The sequence below is a fragment of the Enteractinococcus helveticum genome, assembly GCF_001657475.1.
GTDB classification, from domain to species: Bacteria; Actinomycetota; Actinomycetes; order Actinomycetales; family Micrococcaceae; genus Yaniella; species Yaniella helvetica.
In genome coordinates this window covers 1-17,137 of the sequence record NZ_LXEY01000106.1, presented here as the reverse complement: position 1 = coordinate 17,137, position 17,137 = coordinate 1, and the positions used below count along the sequence as shown (strand labels likewise).

Annotated in this window: 15 protein-coding genes, 1 pseudogene and 1 riboswitch; of the genes and pseudogenes, 9 read left to right on the top strand and 7 right to left on the bottom strand. The window is 58.1% G+C overall.

All coding sequences use genetic code 11. The annotated features are described in order from the left end of the window. Positions 1 to 322 precede the first annotated feature (322 nt). From A6F49_RS15130 to brnA, 3 genes are all read left to right on the top strand, one after another. On the top strand, positions 323 to 1,480 hold the full coding sequence (locus tag A6F49_RS15130; RefSeq protein ID WP_268751220.1) for an alpha/beta hydrolase: 1,158 nt from the start codon (positions 323 to 325) through the stop codon (positions 1,478 to 1,480). A gap of 196 nt (positions 1,481 to 1,676) precedes the next feature. Further along, the gene (locus tag A6F49_RS18935; RefSeq protein ID WP_052499925.1) at positions 1,677 to 1,868 is read left to right on the top strand and encodes a BrnT family toxin; all 192 of its coding nucleotides are present in this window, start codon (positions 1,677 to 1,679) and stop codon (positions 1,866 to 1,868) included. Beyond that, entirely contained in the window at positions 1,849 to 2,085 is a 237-nt protein-coding gene (gene brnA / locus A6F49_RS15120) for a type II toxin-antitoxin system BrnA family antitoxin (protein ID WP_043055393.1), read from the top strand. Before A6F49_RS18935 ends, brnA begins: the two co-directional genes overlap by 20 nt. 145 nt (positions 2,086 to 2,230) lie before the next feature. Here brnA and A6F49_RS15115 read toward each other — a convergent pair whose 3' ends face one another. The 4 genes from A6F49_RS15115 to A6F49_RS15100 form a co-directional block, all read right to left on the bottom strand. Next, entirely contained in the window at positions 2,231 to 3,559 is a 1,329-nt protein-coding gene (locus tag A6F49_RS15115) for an acyl-CoA dehydrogenase family protein (RefSeq protein ID WP_043055392.1), read from the bottom strand. A gap of 79 nt (positions 3,560 to 3,638) precedes the next feature. Continuing rightward, positions 3,639 to 3,752: riboswitch (SAM riboswitch) on the bottom strand. A 143-nt stretch (positions 3,753 to 3,895) separates the two neighbouring features. After that, on the bottom strand, positions 3,896 to 5,047 hold the full coding sequence (locus tag A6F49_RS15110) for a hypothetical protein (RefSeq protein WP_150119552.1): 1,152 nt from the start codon (positions 5,045 to 5,047) through the stop codon (positions 3,896 to 3,898). Positions 5,048 to 5,069: 22 nt separating this feature from the next. Then, on the bottom strand, positions 5,070 to 7,703 hold the full coding sequence (locus tag A6F49_RS15105; protein WP_043055390.1) for a multicopper oxidase domain-containing protein: 2,634 nt from the start codon (positions 7,701 to 7,703) through the stop codon (positions 5,070 to 5,072). Further along, positions 7,700 to 8,842, bottom strand: a complete 1,143-nt coding sequence (locus A6F49_RS15100) for a hypothetical protein (protein WP_150119551.1) — start codon at positions 8,840 to 8,842, stop codon at positions 7,700 to 7,702. The genes A6F49_RS15105 and A6F49_RS15100 overlap by 4 nt, the downstream gene beginning before the upstream one ends. Positions 8,843 to 8,940: 98 nt before the next feature. Between A6F49_RS15100 and A6F49_RS15095 the strand changes: the two genes are divergently transcribed. Continuing rightward, positions 8,941 to 9,372: a DUF1801 domain-containing protein gene (locus tag A6F49_RS15095; RefSeq protein ID WP_043055388.1), complete on the top strand. Its 432-nt coding sequence runs from the start codon at positions 8,941 to 8,943 to the stop codon at positions 9,370 to 9,372. A gap of 88 nt (positions 9,373 to 9,460) precedes the next feature. Here A6F49_RS15095 and A6F49_RS15090 read toward each other — a convergent pair whose 3' ends face one another. Then, on the bottom strand, positions 9,461 to 10,822 hold the full coding sequence (locus A6F49_RS15090) for an MFS transporter (protein WP_043055387.1): 1,362 nt from the start codon (positions 10,820 to 10,822) through the stop codon (positions 9,461 to 9,463). 212 nt (positions 10,823 to 11,034) lie between these two features. Between A6F49_RS15090 and A6F49_RS15085 the strand changes: the two genes are divergently transcribed. After that, complete coding sequence (locus A6F49_RS15085) at positions 11,035 to 13,290, top strand: carbon starvation CstA family protein (protein WP_043055386.1); 2,256 nt, start codon at positions 11,035 to 11,037, stop codon at positions 13,288 to 13,290. Continuing rightward, positions 13,290 to 13,511, top strand: a complete 222-nt coding sequence (locus A6F49_RS15080) for a YbdD/YjiX family protein (RefSeq protein WP_043055385.1) — start codon at positions 13,290 to 13,292, stop codon at positions 13,509 to 13,511. The genes A6F49_RS15085 and A6F49_RS15080 overlap by 1 nt, the downstream gene beginning before the upstream one ends. Positions 13,512 to 13,658: 147 nt before the next feature. On the opposite strand, the gene A6F49_RS15075 is transcribed toward A6F49_RS15080, so the two are convergent. Further along, positions 13,659 to 13,973: a putative quinol monooxygenase gene (locus A6F49_RS15075; RefSeq protein WP_043055384.1), complete on the bottom strand. Its 315-nt coding sequence runs from the start codon at positions 13,971 to 13,973 to the stop codon at positions 13,659 to 13,661. A gap of 62 nt (positions 13,974 to 14,035) precedes the next feature. After that, positions 14,036 to 15,121: an inositol-3-phosphate synthase gene (locus A6F49_RS15070; RefSeq protein ID WP_043055395.1), complete on the bottom strand. Its 1,086-nt coding sequence runs from the start codon at positions 15,119 to 15,121 to the stop codon at positions 14,036 to 14,038. A 125-nt stretch (positions 15,122 to 15,246) separates the two neighbouring features. On the opposite strand from A6F49_RS15070, the gene A6F49_RS15065 reads away from it, so the two are divergent. The 3 genes and pseudogenes from A6F49_RS15065 to A6F49_RS18930 form a co-directional block, all read left to right on the top strand. After that, on the top strand, positions 15,247 to 16,713 hold the full coding sequence (locus A6F49_RS15065) for a glycosyltransferase family 87 protein (protein ID WP_082911838.1): 1,467 nt from the start codon (positions 15,247 to 15,249) through the stop codon (positions 16,711 to 16,713). A 5-nt stretch (positions 16,714 to 16,718) separates the two neighbouring features. Next, entirely contained in the window at positions 16,719 to 17,000 is a 282-nt protein-coding gene (locus A6F49_RS15060) for a hypothetical protein (RefSeq protein ID WP_052499924.1), read from the top strand. Further along, positions 16,882 to 17,137 (top strand): annotated as a pseudogene (locus tag A6F49_RS18930) (M18 family aminopeptidase); the annotation flags it as partial. The gene A6F49_RS15060 and the pseudogene A6F49_RS18930, both read left to right, overlap by 119 nt.

Genomic DNA, 17,137 nt, shown 5'->3' with positions numbered 1-17,137 from the left:
GGGCATGTCGAGGTCTTTCTTTAGATGTGTTGTTTGAGCACTTCCATCTTCGGAAGACCTCGACTTTTTTATGCCTTCAACACACCCCGGTCACCAAACCGATCTACACCCAAAATTCCGAAGAGCCCGTTTGGTCGGCACCCATCTCTTATGTCCGAGGGGGCTGACGGCGTCATGAGACAGCGGATAATCTGGTGAGAGTGACTAGCCCTTGGAATAGTGAGTAGGCGATAGCTCCGTGCACAACACGTCATCACCCCGCCCCTCCGCACGTGCTGAAAGCCCTGTGCCATCGAATGTTGCTCAGCGGTGCCGCACCGTGATGTTTCGGTATTTCGATCCCGTGGCGGATAAGGTGCACTTGTCGATGAACCGGGTCACTGATAAGGACAACATTGCTAAAGGGTGGATGACAAGAGCTGATGACACCGGTTGGTGGGAAGTCGCGCTGGAGCTGGATGCGCGACTGCGTGCGTCCTATGGGTTTGTCTCACTTGCCATCGACGAGGAACTCCCGGCAGGACCACCACATGAAACCGGTTTCGTCACCAAGTTAGATCCAGCCAATCCACACCCGCCCCTCCGGTCAGATGGGCGCGGTGGTGGGCTCAGTGTTTACGTCGGTCCGGATGCTCCCCCACAACCATTCTGGTCACAGTCGGCAACTGCTAGCCAAGGGACGGTGACTACCTTTCACCGAGCGCTCGATGATAGCTCCCGCGAGGCATCGCAGGACGCCGTGTCCCACCCTCGTCCCGTGTATGCGTATACTCCGCCGGGAGACCACAACACTCCCCTTCCACTGGCTGTTGTCTTCGATGGCGACGACTGGTTTGGAGATCTGAAAATTTACCAGGCGATCGACGCTGCCATTGAAGCCCAAGTATTGCCACCGATGGTGGTGTTGGGTATCGGCAATATTGATCGGGCTGATCGACGGCAAACCTTGGGCGTTCGACCATCAGTTTTCGATGCGCTCGTGCACCACACGCTGCCTTGGTTCATCGCCTGGCTGGGCGAGCGTGATATTTTCGTTGCGCCCCAGGGAGAGTGGACCATTATTGGGCAAAGTCTCGGGGGCATAGCCGCTATGGCTCTTGCATGCGCCTACCCTGACATGTTCGGCTATGCATCGGTCTGCTCTCCGTCGGTCTGGTGGAATCCGTCGCCGAATGCAAGCCCGCGAACGTTGGCCCAACATGAGTCAGCAGGCACTGCTACCCAATGGATTCGTCATTATGTGCAACAGCAGCCGACATCTCATGTCCGAATTGCCGTTTCAGTGGGCAGTGCTGAGGGTCTGTTGCTTGAGCACACTCAGGATGTCGTAGCAGAACTCGTCAGCCTCGATATCGGGATATCAATTGAGACCTATATTGGTGGACACGACATCGCCTGCTGGCGCGAACAACTACTTCGTGACCTTGCTAAATTTACTGCAAATCATCACGTAATCGAAACACCACACGAAAGGTCCTAGCCTCGACGCTCTTTCACGCGGATGGTGTCCTCGGATCGTGGCTGTCCTGTGTGTTGAGGCGGAACATTCCAGCCCGTCATGGTGGATATCCACATTCTGCTCGCCTGTCGTATCGGTGAGCTTTTCGCATGAGTACATTTAAAAGAGACGCAAATAGGCGTCAGAGGGATAGTTTCTATACTGAAATAGGTATATTATGGAGTTCGATTTTAACCGTCTCAAGAGTAATACGAACAAGCTGAAACACGGTATCGATTTTTTTGACGCGCAAATGCTTTGGGAGGATGTGGACTATGTTGAGGTACCAGTGCGCACGGAGGGTGAACCTCGATGGTTGGTCATGGGGCAGATAGCAGAAGTGCAGATTTATGAAGAATCAAGATTTTGATGAGGCGTTCGACGACGGGCAGGACGTCAGCGAATACTTAGACCTTGAAAGCGCGAGGCGGCCAGCGCGTGAAACCCGACGCGTGAATGTCGACTTTCCTGGATGGATGGTTGAAGCACTCGATGATGAAGCTCAACGACTGGGCATCACACGCCAATCACTGATTAAAGTCTGGATTGCCGATCGGTTGGAGCAGCGCAAAGGTTCCGCTGCTTAGCACTTTCACATTTGTTCGGTCTCGCTGCAACATCGTGGGCCGGTTCTAACCGGTTAACTTCGAGCCGGTAACAGCCAACCGTTGACACTTTCACAGTGTGGGCGTCCTGTCGCATCGATAGGACGCCCCACACTGTGAGTTGGGCCTACCCGTTGGATTTGGCAACTTCCGAATCATTGGATTGAGCCTGCGAGTTGCGAGCGGTGGAGTGATGGGGTGGGATCACTCCGTTGATTCGATAATTTCCGACCGCCTGTGTGCGATAAATGAGCGGCGTATGGCTTGCGATCGTGCGTGCATTGAGCCAGTGCTGGTGGAGCTGTTTGGATGCGATCGTTGCGGAGGCACCACCGGCTTCAAAAATCTGATTCGTTGCATTCAGAATGAGATCGGAGACGACGACGCCGGCTTCAGACAACGCAATATTTGCTTTCGTATGCGCATCCAAAAAGACAGGGTCTTCCAGATCGGTGTGCCCCTGCACCTGGATATAGGACTGTTCTGCCACCGCAGCCGCGCCGCGTACGATATGACGAGCCGCTGATACGTTAGCTGAGACCTTACCGATGACTTCGTGAACCAAAGGATCCTCTGCAGGCGTCTCTGCTGTTGCGTGATTGTAGGTACGACGTCGCGCAGCAACATATTCGCTGATATCTTTGAGGGCCGCCTGACCAATGCCAGTCTGAGTGGCAATCAACGCGATCCATAAGATCGTGTAGGAAAGCACTCCGGTGGGAACATCGAATTCTTGCACCCGGTTTTCAAGCACCGGGACCTCATCGAAGGTCGTTGTGCCTGAAGCGGTCAGCCGTTGTCCAAAACCATTCCAGTCATCAATTCGTTTGACACCTGGATGCTGCGCGTCGATGATCGCAAAGAGCGGTCCCTCGTCTTCCTGACCTTCTCGAGATGCTGAAATGAGGAGGTAGTCGGCAAAAATTGCACCGGTTGAATAGAATTTGTCACCGGTCACATGAGCAATGACTGATCCAGCCGATGAGGTGGCATCTGTCCAACAAACTGGACGCTTACCGGCCGAGGGCGGCAGTTCGACGAGTGCATTTCCAAAGATTTTGCCATTGGCGACCTCAGAGAGCCACCATGCGGAAACTGCTCCCTGAGATTCGTTTTGATGTTGCTCGGTGAACATAAAGTGCCCATGCAGCGCCTGGGGCAGATTTGAATCAGCTTGCCCAAGGTCCACCAAGAGTTCCGCCAATTGCGGCAGGGCTGCACCAATTCCGCCGTGTTCTCGTGCCAGTCGTACACGCGTGAATCCGGAAGCTCGTAGTTTTTCGAATGCGTCAAACGCTAATTCGTGGTCTTGTTCTCGTTGCTTGGCGCCAGCCGCGATCGCTTCGAAAACCGGAGCGAAATGCTCAAAGAGCTGCTGATCAGTCGGAGAGGTGTTTTCGGTGGTTTCGAGGAGCTGCTGAAACGTTGGCAGCTCAGTGATGGAAGATGTCGTCATAAATTCTCACTCATTTCATGAGGGCTCGCGGCACTTCCGCACCCGATAACTCGCCCTTGACGGGGAGCTTCAGTGAGAGGCACCGTACTTGCCCACGATTTGTTCGTCGGGCCGAATCATCACCTAGAGCACCCCACTACGGTGAGAGGGTTGCTGTCCGGGTAGCTAGGGCTGTGAACCGGATCTCAAGATTCTGTACAGCACTATAGCTTCAGGTATGACGCCGTAGCAACTGTGCGCTGGAGAACGCGCTTCTTCGTCGTCATGGATGTTCATCTTGGTCACTCGGATTGCTGAGCGGCTGGAGCAGCGCAAAGGTTCCACCGCTTAGTACTGTCACATCATTTCGGTTTCTTTGAAGAACGCATCGAATTGGTAGTCCAGCAGTAGCTGGGCCAGGAAACCCGCCGTTTGCAGGTCTGGAACCCAGTTGAAAATCACCCAGGCGGCATTATCGACGGATTGGCGCATCGCTCGCTCATACAGCATGACCGTTGCTGGATCTTCGCCTGCCGCTTCTTCGACAAGCTGTCGCGTTTGGAAGGTCTCGGCGGAAATCGTAGCAATAATGCCGCGCTCTTGAATCTTCTCAACCCGGCCGACCAGATCCTCGATGTACATCTGGCGGTGATCTTCCGAATCCACTTCGGGGTGGGGATCCAGGCACTGCGACGCCCAGGCCACGCCCATCGTCGCTTCCAGTCGTGCCCGAACCAGGGCAGGATCATTCCACGGCGTTGGAGCAGCATCCTCTTGCAGTGCGCGCGTGATCATCGTCAGTTCGTAGAGCATCTGCTGGGCAGCACCCTCAAGTGTGGAGACGTCGTGCTGCACCAACTCATTAGGATGGTAGGCAAAACCTTCGTCCTGAACCGGTTCGTGAGCATCCATGGGTCGCATATCCAGTTCGTGCACCACGGACATCTGTAAGAACTGTTGGGGTAACCGGAAGATTGGATTGGCGCCTTCTTCCAGAGCCTCTGGACGTAGTTCCTGACCGATCTCGACTGCCACAGCAGGCAGGATGCGCTCGACAAGTCGCGCATAGTTGCCGCTCATAAAGTGTGCCAGCAACTTGCGGTTTGCCACCGTTGGGGCGCCATAATTCAACACGATGTGCGTGCCCAGTCGGCAGACGTCGTCGACGTGCTGGCGGGACAGATAGGTCGTGTCAGCGGTGCGCCCGCCCATGTTGTAATCGCGCTGGTACTGATACACGGCCCCTGTCAACAGCACTTGCAGCCAACCGTAGACGCCGTGGGTGGTAATCAATTGCTGGTGGGCCTGGACGAGCTGCCCAAATTGCGGCTTTGCCGTCAGATTGCCCGACCGCCCCAGCCACTTGGCGAAGTCGCCGGTATTGGTTGGACCGTAGAGTTCAAAACTGCGGTCTGTCATCTTTTGTGCCGACGACGCAAGCGACTTCAGCCCAGAAAGTTGTCGGTGGCGTGCCAGGATGTTCTCGGTGTCAATCTGATATTCGGTCACGGCGCCATCGTACAACAGGCAGCTAGTCGGTCACTTCAACAATGCCTTTGGCGCCGTGCTCGGCGTCGGCCATGATGTGGTTGACCATGGTGTAATGCCCGGCCTCGGGGAAATCGAGTTCGACAAATCCGCCCTGAGCTGGCATCAGATCCAGGGCCTGCGCGCCGCCGTCGTCATACTCTGCTGGATCAAGTGCTCCGCGACCGTTGCGCAGCTGATAAGTGCCTTCCTTATAGACCGTGTCGTATTGACCGCCGACAATGTGGAAGCTCAGCGGCTTATTGGGGCCGTTATTGAGCACCCAAAACCGGACGCGATCGCCGGTGGTTACCTCCAAGGGGTTGGCGATGTACTGATTGACGTAGCCATTGAACATCACGGCATCCGATTGCCCAGCCAGGGCCTTGTCGACGTCGATGGCCTCACCGTTTGCGCCGAGGTAGAGCTCGGATTGGGTGATGATGTATTCGTGATCCACCGGGTCTAGGTCGGGCGGGTCGATGATGACCGCACCTGCCATGCCGGCACCGATGTGGGCGGTCATTGGTGCCGTGCCGCAGTGATACATCCACACGCCCGCGCGGTCGGCGGTGAACTCATAGACCAATGACTCCCCGGGCGCGATGGTGCGCATTGGCTCATCGGGCGCTACGTGTGAGGCATGGAAGTCTATGGAATGTCCCATGGTCCCGTTGTTGACCAGGGTGATGCGGAAGGTGTCGCCGATGTTGCCGCGCAGGGTTGGTCCGGTGGAGTCACCATTGAAAGTCCAGCGAAGTTGCTCGACTCCAGGGGAAACTTCGATTGTCTCCTCGGTAACTTCGAATGTGTACTCATGTTTTGTTGTTGCCGGTGCTGGTTCAAGTTTGGGGTCATAGCCTTCAAAGTCTTGGGACCAGGAGGCCATGAAATCCAGCTCGGCGGCAGCGCCAGCGCCAGGCGTGGCCATGTCGGTGTGATCATGCTCGTCACCGTCCGTCGAGGTGGCGCCGATCGCGTTGACATCAAAGACCATGCCCATTTGCCGGTGTCCGACGATCGAGCACCAGCCCTCGAGATTTTCGGTAATGACCCCGACCGCAATGGTGGTGGACTCCCCCGGTGCCAGGCGGCCCGAGTCGACGCCGTTGGCCAGCACGAGGTCATGGACTTCGGACGCATCGGTATTGGTCAGATGGATAACCAGTTCATTGCCGACCGGCACGTCGACGGAGGCCGGTGAGAACCGCATATCGGCTGCGGTGACCTCAATTTCGGTGACTTCGCCGGTGGGTTCAACCTGCTCCTCGGCCACCGGACTCTGCGGAGTAGAACCCAGACCTGCGGCGGTGGGGTCCAGACCCACGCCGAGTGTGGCACCCAGCGCGATGACGGCCACCGACGCGATGACCTGGGGTGCAGAAACCTTTGGGGTGGGCATGGGTTCGGGTTTGGGCAGCTCGCCGTCGTCGGCATGTTCCATGGCGCGTTTGGTGCGGATCATGACAATAATCGCGCGCAGGATGAACACCAGGGCCAGCGCCAGAGCGACCAGGGCAATGGCAGACAGGATGACGCGCACGATTGATGGGACAGGCAGCAGGCACAGGGCGATGGCGAGGTTGGCGGTGACGACGCGCCAGGTGCCCAAGCGGTTGATTTCGGCAATGCCGGCTTTCAGCGGGCGCGGTCCGCCACCGATCACGACGGGGACCAGGTGGCTCAGGGCACCGAAGAGCATTTGCAGAGCGAATCCGACGAGGAACATGCCGGTGAGCACGCCGTAGTTTTGGGCAAGGGTAGCCCAGCCGTCGGTGAGGATTTTGACGGCGAGCGTGACCAGGGCGATTGGCAGCCAGATCAGCGCGGCGGAGGCCGACAGCGTGGGGAAGGAATGCGGTGCTTTATTGCGGGCGGCTTGGATGATGGGCACATAGACGATGCCGGTGCCGACCAGGTAGAGCCCGACGCCGATGACGCCGAGCCAGGCGAGATCGATCAGTGGACTGGCCACGACGAGGCTGAGTCCTGTGGTCAGGATGGGCAGGGCGCGGACGGAGGCGCGTTCGGCGCCGTCGGCCATTTTGGTGCGCAGCATGGTGGGCCACAGGGTGACCAGGGTGCCGAGGATGGCCAGGCCCACCCAGCCTAAGAGGTTGACCATGGTGTGGGCGACGAGCAGTTTGCCGTGCCAGTCGCCGGGCAGGCCGCGGGCTAGCAGCACGCCGAGGGCTGCGCCGACGGGCAGGAAGGCTGCGGCGACGATGTAGTAGCGCACGCTGATGCGGAAGCGGCCGGGTAGGGCGATGCGCAGGCGGTAGGCCAGCATGGCTGCGTGCCAGAGGATGACCCCGGAGATCATGGCGGCCCCCAGGATGGTCAGCCACCATAGAGTAGTGGGCACACCGATGAACACGGCCAGCATGCCGAGCTGTAGCAGGATCAGGCGGATGTTTTGGGTGCGGCGGGATTCGACGTCGGGGGTTTTGAGCAGCGCGTTGGTAAAGTGCACGCTCCAGACCATGATGGAGTGGGTGAACCCGCCCAGGGCGACCAGGTGGACTAACAGCCACCGTGAGGAGTCGAAGAATGGGTGAATCAGGGCGATGATTACGGCTGTGGTCAGCCAGATGATCACGGGGATGTCGCGCATAAACCACGCGCCGCGGGTATTCATGGTGTCCTTTCGGCAGGGTCGGGCGTATTGGTCACTGAGCTTCGGGTTGCGGGGGTGGGTGGTTCGCCCAGCAGTGATGAGGTGGCTGCGGTGAGCACGAAGACTAACAGGGCTGCCACGGTGATGACCCCACCGATTTGCCAGAGCACGGTGAGCTGTAGCAGATCACCGGTGAGCACGCGCAGGATGAGCCCGATGTGGAGTAGTGCCAGTGGTATCCACAGGATGGGTCGGTACGGTAGCGGACGGCGGAGCACGGCGGGCAAAATAATGGGTGCGTGGGACATGACCATGGACAGTGCAAAGCCCAGCATCACGGCGTGGACAATGGCATCGTAGGCAAAGCCGGAGATTTGGTGTCCGTAGATCAGCCAACACACCGCGGCAACAAGTAGCCAGCCGTAGCCTGTCAGCAGGGCGACCGACGAGTAGCGGCGCAGGCCGGTGCCGTGCATACCGGCGCGGGCGACGTCGTGCTGCACAAGCCACAGCACCAAGATGACCAGGAGGGTTCCGGTGAGGCGCACGGCAAGATCCGGCCAGAAGAATCCGGCGGTGAGGGTTACGGTCAGCGCGGTCGTGGTGGCCACCAGCACGGTTGTGCCGTGGGGCGGCATCTGGAATCGGGCCAGTTCAACGCGTTCTGCGCTGATGGTCAGCACCAGAAAGCCGATAAACCAGGGCACCAGGGCCGAGACCGGGGCAACCAGCCACGCGAGGGTTGCGATCAGCAGGTGGAGTCCGCCCAGCAATTGCACTAGCACGAGCACATCGCGGGACCGGCGCCATAACACCAGGTACACGATGCATAACGCCAGTGCCCCTTCAATAAACAGCAGTTGACCGAGCGTCGTCGGCAGCGGGGTTAACAGACCGAGCGCGCCGGCCCCCAGTAGTGCAGGGGCCAAATAACCCAGCGGGTGTCGTAGGGCTACGGCGCGTTCCATGGCGATCAGGGTGCCTAAGAATCCGACCACCATGAGTACGCCGTGTAGATCAGCCCAGGCCGCGATCGGCGCTGGCAGATTCAACAACAGCAGTCCGGCGTTGAGGGCAGCTAACATTGCAAGCCCGGCGGGAAGCAAAAAGAAAATCCGCCAGCGGGCCGGAGGGAGTCCTGTACTGGGCCGGCTTGCCACCTGTTGACCTCGAAATACTCACGACGACGCCGCGGTATGGCGCGGCATTGCTTCCTACTGTACTCCCACCCAGCACGCAGCCGGAGTAGCATGGTCCCATGGCCATATCCAGTAACGTTATGCAACCCACCGATGTCGATCCCTACGAATTTATTGCCCACGTCGAGAACCCAACGCGTCGGGCGGATGCCGAGCGCATGGTTGAAATTATGCGCGAGGTTACCGGTGAAGAACCCGTCATGTGGGGGCCGAGCATCATCGGGTTTGGCACCTACCACTATGTATATGCGTCCGGGCGTGAAGGCGATGCTCCTGCCGCCGGGTTTAGCCCGCGCAAGGCCAACCTGGTGGTGTACCTGCTGAATAATTTCACCGACCAGCACCCCGAGAAACTGGCTGAACTCGGGCCACATAAGACCAGCAAAGCGTGTCTGTATCTCACCAAGCTTGAGAAGGTCGATGAGGACATTTTGCGGTTTCTTATTAAGGATTCCTACGAGGGAATCAAAGCGCAGTACCCGGATACCTAATCGCGAGGGCATAACAACCACAGTAAAGACCGCCTATCGATTCGATAGGCGGTCTTTGTGAACCTGAGGTCACGAGCAGCAGAGCGGGTTAGTGTTCTTGGGTTTCGAGGTCGAAGTCCTTGGATTCGCGGGTCAGCATGATCGCAACGCCCGAGACGATTGCCAGGCCAATGAGGTACATCATGACGGGGGTGACCGAGGTTCCACCGGTCGAAGCATAGAGCGTGGCCATAATGGTCGGGGTGAAGCCTGCACCCAGCAGGGTCGCGAACTGGTATCCCATGGACGCGCCAGTGTAGCGGGAACCGGTGCCAAATTGTTCAGAAATGAACGCGGCCAACGGGCCGAAGATGATCGCGTGCAGGGCCAGTGCGATGGTGAACGCGGCGAAAATGAGCCACCAGTTATTGGATTCCATCATCTTGAAGAATGCTGGCAGGTAGGCAACAAACATGATCAGGCCAGCCAGCATGACCGGGCGGCGTCCGAGGCGATCAGAAATGTGGGCGAAGAAGACCACGAAGAAGATCGAAATCACCGAGGCCAGGGCAAAGGCATAGAGCACCGATGAACGCTCTGCACCGAATTCAGTTGCGTAACCGACCGAGAACGTCGACAACAAAACCTGCAGTGCGAAGCCGGATGCGCCAGCGAGCATCGTCAAAATCAGAGCGCGCGGACGACGCAGCACCTCAATGATCGGCAATTTCTTTTTCTTGACGGTCGTGTTCTGTTTTTCCTTCTCCAGGGCAGCCAAGAAGATTGGTGATTCGGAGATGCGGGAGCGCACGATCATGCCGATGATCAACAGCACAAACGACAGCAGGAACGGGATACGCCAGCCCCACGTCATAAAGTCATCATGTGGCAAAACAGCGGCCGTCGTACCCAGAATGAATGTTCCCAGCGCGGCACCGGTCGGGGCACCGGCGTTGGTAAAGGACGCGGCGAAACCGCGGCGGCCCTTCTCGGAGTGTTCAAGTGCCATCAGGGCAGCACCGCCCCATTCACCGCCGACGGCGATCCCCTGGCACATGCGCAAAGCGATCAACAGGATCGCACCCCAGGAGCCAATGGTTGCAGAACCGGGGACAAGTCCGATGAGCGTGGAGGCGATACCCATAATGAACATGGACAACACAAGCATCTTCTTGCGGCCCAGCTTATCACCGAAGTGGCCGAAGATTGCACCGCCCAATGGGCGGGCAAGATAACCGGCTGCAAAGGTTCCGTAGGAGGCAATGGTGCCGGCCAATGGGTCAAGGTTGGCAAAGAAGACCGTTGGGAAGATCAGTGCCGATGCCGAGGCGTAGAGCAGGAAGTCATAGAACTCAATCGATGAGCCCAGATAACTGGATAGGATCACCCGACGCGATTCTTTACGCTTCTGTGCTGGCGTGAGTTGTGCAATCGCACCGTTGGGTGCGGCACTTGTCGATGAGACGCTCATGACATTCTCCTCATTTGTGGTTCAAGTCACCCACATCTAATCGGAGATAGATGAATTTGTCAAACGTTGTGAACGCTATTCGTTCACTTTGGCATCTATGTTCGGGGTGGGCAGGCTACGTGGCCGCTCATACACAGACTTTTGAGAGTTAAACTAATATTCTGTTGCCTAGGCTAAGCTCATGGGTTGCCTCACAGAACTAGGAGTCGAAGATGTCACACGGTGCCTCGACTGGCGATCTTAAAACGGATCCCCAGTTACCTCCGGTAGCTCTTTCAGAAGAAGAGCACGCCAAGGACAATAAAATGAGTCCGCTGAAGATCGCCATCTGGGTAGCTATCGCTCTGGTCGGCGGCATTGCATGGGTCATGCTGGCCATTGTGCGTGGCGAAACGGTCAACGCGATTTGGTTCGTCTTCGCAGCACTTGCCACATATCTCATCGGTTATCGCTTTTATTCAAAGGTCATTGAACGCTACATCACCAAGCCTGATGACCGACGGGCCACACCGGCCGAGATTCGCTCAGACGGCAAAGACTTCGTGCCCACAGACCGCAGAGTGCTCTTCGGTCACCACTTCGCCGCAATCGCTGGGGCCGGTCCCCTGGTCGGTCCGGTCTTGGCCGCGCAAATGGGCTATCTGCCCGGGACCATCTGGATCATCGTTGGCGTCGTCCTAGCCGGTGCGGTCCAGGACTACCTGGTGTTGTTCTTCTCGATGCGACGTGGCGGCCGAACCATCGGCCAAATGGCTCGCGAAGAGCTCGGCAAGATTGGCGGCACAGCTGCCATTATTGCCGCACTGCTCATCATGATCATTATCGTGGCCATCTTGGCGCTCGTCGTCGTCAACGCACTGGGTGAAAGCCCCTGGGGCGTCTTCTCAGTGGCCATGACCATCCCGATCGCGATCTTCATGGGCCTGTACTTGCGCTATCTGCGTCCCGGCCGCATCACCGAAATCTCGATCATTGGCTTTATTTTGCTGATGGCCGCGATCATCGCCGGTGGCTGGGTTGCTGGCACCGACCTGGGTGCGGAACTCTTCCATCTGGAACGCACAACCATCGCCTGGGGCATCATCATCTACGGCTTCGTCGCCGCCGTCCTTCCGGTCTGGCTGCTGCTGGCTCCTCGCGATTACCTGTCGACCTTTATGAAGATCGGCGTCATTGTGATGCTGGCCGGAGCCATTATTGTGGTGCGCCCGGAGATCTCGTTCCCTGCCGTCAGTGAATTCGCCGGTGGACAAGAAGGCCCGGTCTTCTCGGGGCCGCTGTTCCCATTCTTATTCGTCACCATCGCCTGTGGCGCACTATCCGGGTTCCACGCCCTCATTTCATCGGGCACCACCCCGAAAATGATTGAAAAAGAACGTCAGACCCGGTTCATCGGCTATGGCGGCATGATCATGGAATCCTTCGTGGCCATCATGGCCCTGGTCGCTGCCATCTCGATTGACCGCGGCATCTACTTTGCAATGAACTCATCAGCCGCAGCCACCGGTGGCACCGTGGAGGGCGCGGTTGCTTTCGTCTCCTCCCTGGGGTTGGTGGGCGTTGAACTCACCCCCGAAATGTTGACGACGACGGCGCAAAACGTGGGTGAAGAATCGATCATTTCGCGCACCGGTGGCGCCCCGACCCTGGCCCTGGGCATTGCCCAGATTATGTCGGCATTCGGTGGGACCGCCCTGATGGGCTTCTGGTACCACTTCGCCATCATGTTCGAAGCACTGTTCATTCTCACGGCTGTCGACGCCGGGACCCGTGTGGCACGCTTCATGCTGCAGGATGCCATTGGCAACTTCATCCCGAAGTTCAAGGAGATCACCTGGCGACCCGGGGTGTGGACCACCACGGCAATTATGGTTGCCGGGTGGGGTGCTATTTTGATCATGGGCGTCACCGACCCGCTGGGTGGCATTAACACGCTATTCCCGCTGTTTGGTATTGCCAACCAGCTACTCGCGGCCATCGCTCTGGCCGTCGTGTTAGCCATTGTGGCCAAGCGCGGTAACTTCGGCTGGCTGTGGATCGTGGTGCTGCCGCTGGCCTTCGTCTCGGTGGTGACCGTAATCGCTTCGATCTACAAGATCTTCTCACCGGTGCCGGCTGTGGGCTACTGGGCAAACCACTTCGCCTTCAAAGATGCGCTGGCAGCCGGAGAAACCAGCTTTGGCACAGCCGAAGGGGTCGAAGCCATGGAAGCCGTGGTTCGTAACACCTTTGTTCAGGGCACGCTGTCGGTTATCTTCGTGCTGCTGGCCCTGGTCGTACTGGTCATGTCGGTCATCGTGACTATCAAAGCCTTCCGTAACGGTGGTGGCCCCGATATGGAAGACGCACCGGTACCATCGCGCCGATACGCACCGGCAGGGTTTATCACGACGCCGTCGGAAAAGAAACTCGAAAAACAGTGGGATGAGCTCCCCGAAGAGCTCCAACCATCTGAGGTGGGACACTAATGTCGCAACAACGCAGTGCCTCAACGGCCTGGCAGCAGGTTGTCCGCGCAGCCCAGGGGGTGCGCTGGTGGATCACCAACGTTATGGGTGACAGATCCTACGATACCTACGTAGCGCATCAGCGCCGCCACCATCCGGAAGCAGAGGTCTTGTGCGAAAAAGACTTCTGGCGTCAAAAGTACAAGCACCAGGATGAAAATCCTGAGGGGCGTTGCTGCTAGCGTCTCCGCAGAATAGCGCCAAGGGGCGTCACCGAGTCGTTTTCGGTGACGCCCCTTGGCGCAGGTCCAACCATCATGAGTCTTCAGTGCGCTAGGCGCGCGTTATTCATATCCGTCTTGGGACAAGAACGTCGTTGACGCGTGGCGTCACCTAGGCATATTTCGCAGCGGAGAACCAAGGACCGTGAAGTGTTCGCCGTCAAACTGGCCCGATAACAGCGGAATGGCGTCGTTGATCGAGTCTTTGACGCTTTGCAGCTGCAGTGATTCTTTGTGCGCTTCCTCAGATTCCCACAGCTCCACCACGAACACCGTATCTGGTTCATCGTCTCTGACCCCTACCTCATAGAGCAGACAGCCTGCTTCTATGAGATCGGGATTCAACTGCGTGAGAATTTCTACCACAGCATCGCGCTTGCCTGGTTTGGTTCCCAATGAGCCAACATTCGCAAAGGTCGTCATGCTGTCAGTTTATCCACCAAGCGTGCTCAGAAACAGAGCGCGCCGTCGAATCGTGGAGGACTTTAGCGTTCGATCTCCCCGCGGATGAAGGCCTCGACGAGTTCGTGGGCCATATCATCATGGTGCTGGACTGGAGGCGACTTCATGAAGTAGCTTGACGCCGACAGGATAGGTCCACCGATCTTGCGGTCCAGGGCGATTTTGGCAGCTCGGATCGCATCGATGATCACACCGGCGGAGTTCGGGGCATCCCAGACTTCCAGTTTGTACTCCAGCGATACTGGGGCATCACCGAAGTTGCGTCCCTCCAGGCGAACGAAGGCCCACTTGCGGTCATCCAGCCAGGAGACGTAGTCGGATGGGCCAATGTGGACGTCTTTTTCGTCTAATTCGGCCTTGAGGTTGGAGGTCACAGCTTGGGTCTTGGAGATCTTCTTGGATTCCAAGCGCTCGCGTTCCAACATGTTCTTGAAGTCCATGTTGCCGCCGACGTTGAGCTGGTAGGTCCGATCCACGGTCACGCCGCGGGATTCAAAGAGCGCAGCCAGGGCGCGGTGGGTGATGGTCGCCCCGATCTGGGATTTGATATCGTCGCCGATGATTGGGACACCGGCGTCGGTGAATTTTTGCGCCCAGCACTCATCCGAAGCGATAAACACGGGCAGCGCGTTGACGAAGGCCACGCCGGCATCGATGGCGGCCTGGGCATAGTATTTGGCGGCCTGTTCGGAGCCGACCGGCAGGTAGCACACCAGCACATCGACGTTGTCGTCTTTGAGCTGTTGAACGACGTCGACGGGTTCGGCGTCCGACTCCTCAATGGTTTCGCGGTAGTACTTGCCCAAGCCATCCAGGGTTGGACCGCGCAGTACTGTGACACCAGTTTCGGGGACGTCGGTGAGCTTGATGGTGTTATTTTCGGAAGTGCGGATCGCTTCGGAGATGTCGAGGCCAACTTTTTTGGCGTCGACGTCGAAGGCGGTCACGAATTCCAGATCGGAGACGTGGTAGTCGCCGAATTGAACGTGCATCAGGCCTGGTACGGTGTCGTTGGTCGAAGCGTCTTTATAGTACTCAACGCCTTCGATCAGTGAGGTTGCGCAGTTGCCCAGACCGGCGATTGCCACGCGAACTTTTTGGTTGGACAGCACGAAACTCCTTGGTCATGAAAAATTTAGAGAAATGCAATGGATCTTTCGTATTGTACGACAGCAAAACCGCCCGACTGCGTTCGTGATGCGCTACAACCGCCAATATCGGTAGACTTTTGCTCATGGCGAGTAGAAGTGATGATGTGACGGCGGTTGATCCGCGACCCGAAACCGCTACAACGCATCACAGTCGCATCGCTCCGAGAGGCAAGCACACGCTGCCCGGCCGGATCCGCACGTTCTTTGCACCCGGCCACATTCTGATCATCCTGACGGTCGGCGCAGCACTGATCGCGGCTTTGTTGAAATCGCCGTGTCGCATCCGCGGCTGGGGTGCACCTGAAGTGTATTTCGGTGGTTGCTACTCGGACTGGACCGGACTGTGGACGTCGCGCGGATTTGCTTCCGACCCCTGGGCACCTTTCCGTGCCGAGAGCGCATTTGAATACCCGATCCTCATCGCAGTCGTCGCCTCCCTGATCGCCTGGTTAGCCCACGGCCTAACTCGAGTATCTGACATTCTGGGTATCGACGCCGGTGCAAACCTGGTGTTTTATGACCTAAACTTCCTGGCCATAGTCGCCCTATGGATTGTTACCGTGCTGCTCGTGGCCAAACTCGCCGGCATCCGGTACTGGGATGCCATCATGGTCGCTGTGGCGCCCGGAATCATCTTCGCCGGGTTCATTAACTGGGACATGTGGGCCGTGGTGTTCATGGTCGCGGCAATGTGGGCCTTCTCCAAACACCGCTACGTCTGGGCCGGCGTGCTCATCGGCCTGGGCACCGCCGTCAAAGTCTTCCCACTGTTCTTATTGGGCGCCATTCTCGTGCTGGCCATCCGCACCGCACGCTACTATCCTCTGCTCGTCACAGCCGCCGGCGCCGCCGTGGCCTGGTTGCTCGTCAACCTGCCCATGATGCTGCTCAACCCCGGCGCATGGGGCGTATTCTATGAATTCTCGTCCGATCGACCACCCGGCTGGTCCTCGATTTGGCACGCCTACGCCACCGCAACCGACACCGAGATCCCCGGCCAACTGCTCTCCAGCATGGCGTTCTGGTCATTTGTCATCCTCTGCGCGATCATCGCCGTCATCGGCCTGACCACCAAACACCGCCCCCGCCTGGCCCAACTGATGTTCCTCATTGTTGCGGCATTTATCCTGGTCAATAAGGTGTACTCCCCGCAATTTGTGCTCTGGCTTATCCCGCTGCTCGTGCTCGCCCTACCCAACTGGCGCGATTTCTTAATCTTCTCGGCCGTTGAACTGCTGCACTTCTGGGCCATCTGGGCCTACCTGGCCGGGCCAATTTCCGAATACGACGTCCAACATCAACTCGATGAAAAGCTCTACCTGCTGGCCGTCGCCGGCCACGTCGTCGTCCTGATTTATCTGATGTTGCGCGTGGTCATGGACATGTATGACCCCAACCAAGACCGAGTGCGCAACAGCCTGCGCCATGCAGACGCCGAGTTGCTACCCCACGACGACCCATCCGGTGCCGAATTCGACGGCGCGCCAGATCGTTTCGTGCTGCGCAAACGCAGCAAACATCCCGCTGCCGCGCGCACCAGCCTAGACTGAAACCCATGACGCAATATCTTGATGACCTTGCCGCTTTCATTCACGCATCCCCATCGCCCTACCATGTCACCGCGCAGGTAGCCGCCCGAGCAGCCGAGGCTGGTTTCACCGTGGTCGACGACGCACCCGGCGATCTGCCAAGCCAACCCGGTGGGTACGTGTTGGTTCGTGACGGCGCGGTTATCGCCTGGCGCATCCCCGAAAACCAGCCCGAGCACCCAAGCTTCCGTATTATCGGCGCCCACACCGACTCCCCCCACCTTCCGGGTCAAACCGCTGCCAAATAACACCTCGGCCGGCTACAACCGCGTGGGCGTGGAAATCTACGGCGGCGTGTTAGTCAACTCCTGGCTGGACCGCGACCTGGGCTTCGCCGGACGGTTGATTACCGACGACGGCGCACACCTGGTCCGTACACCGGCCA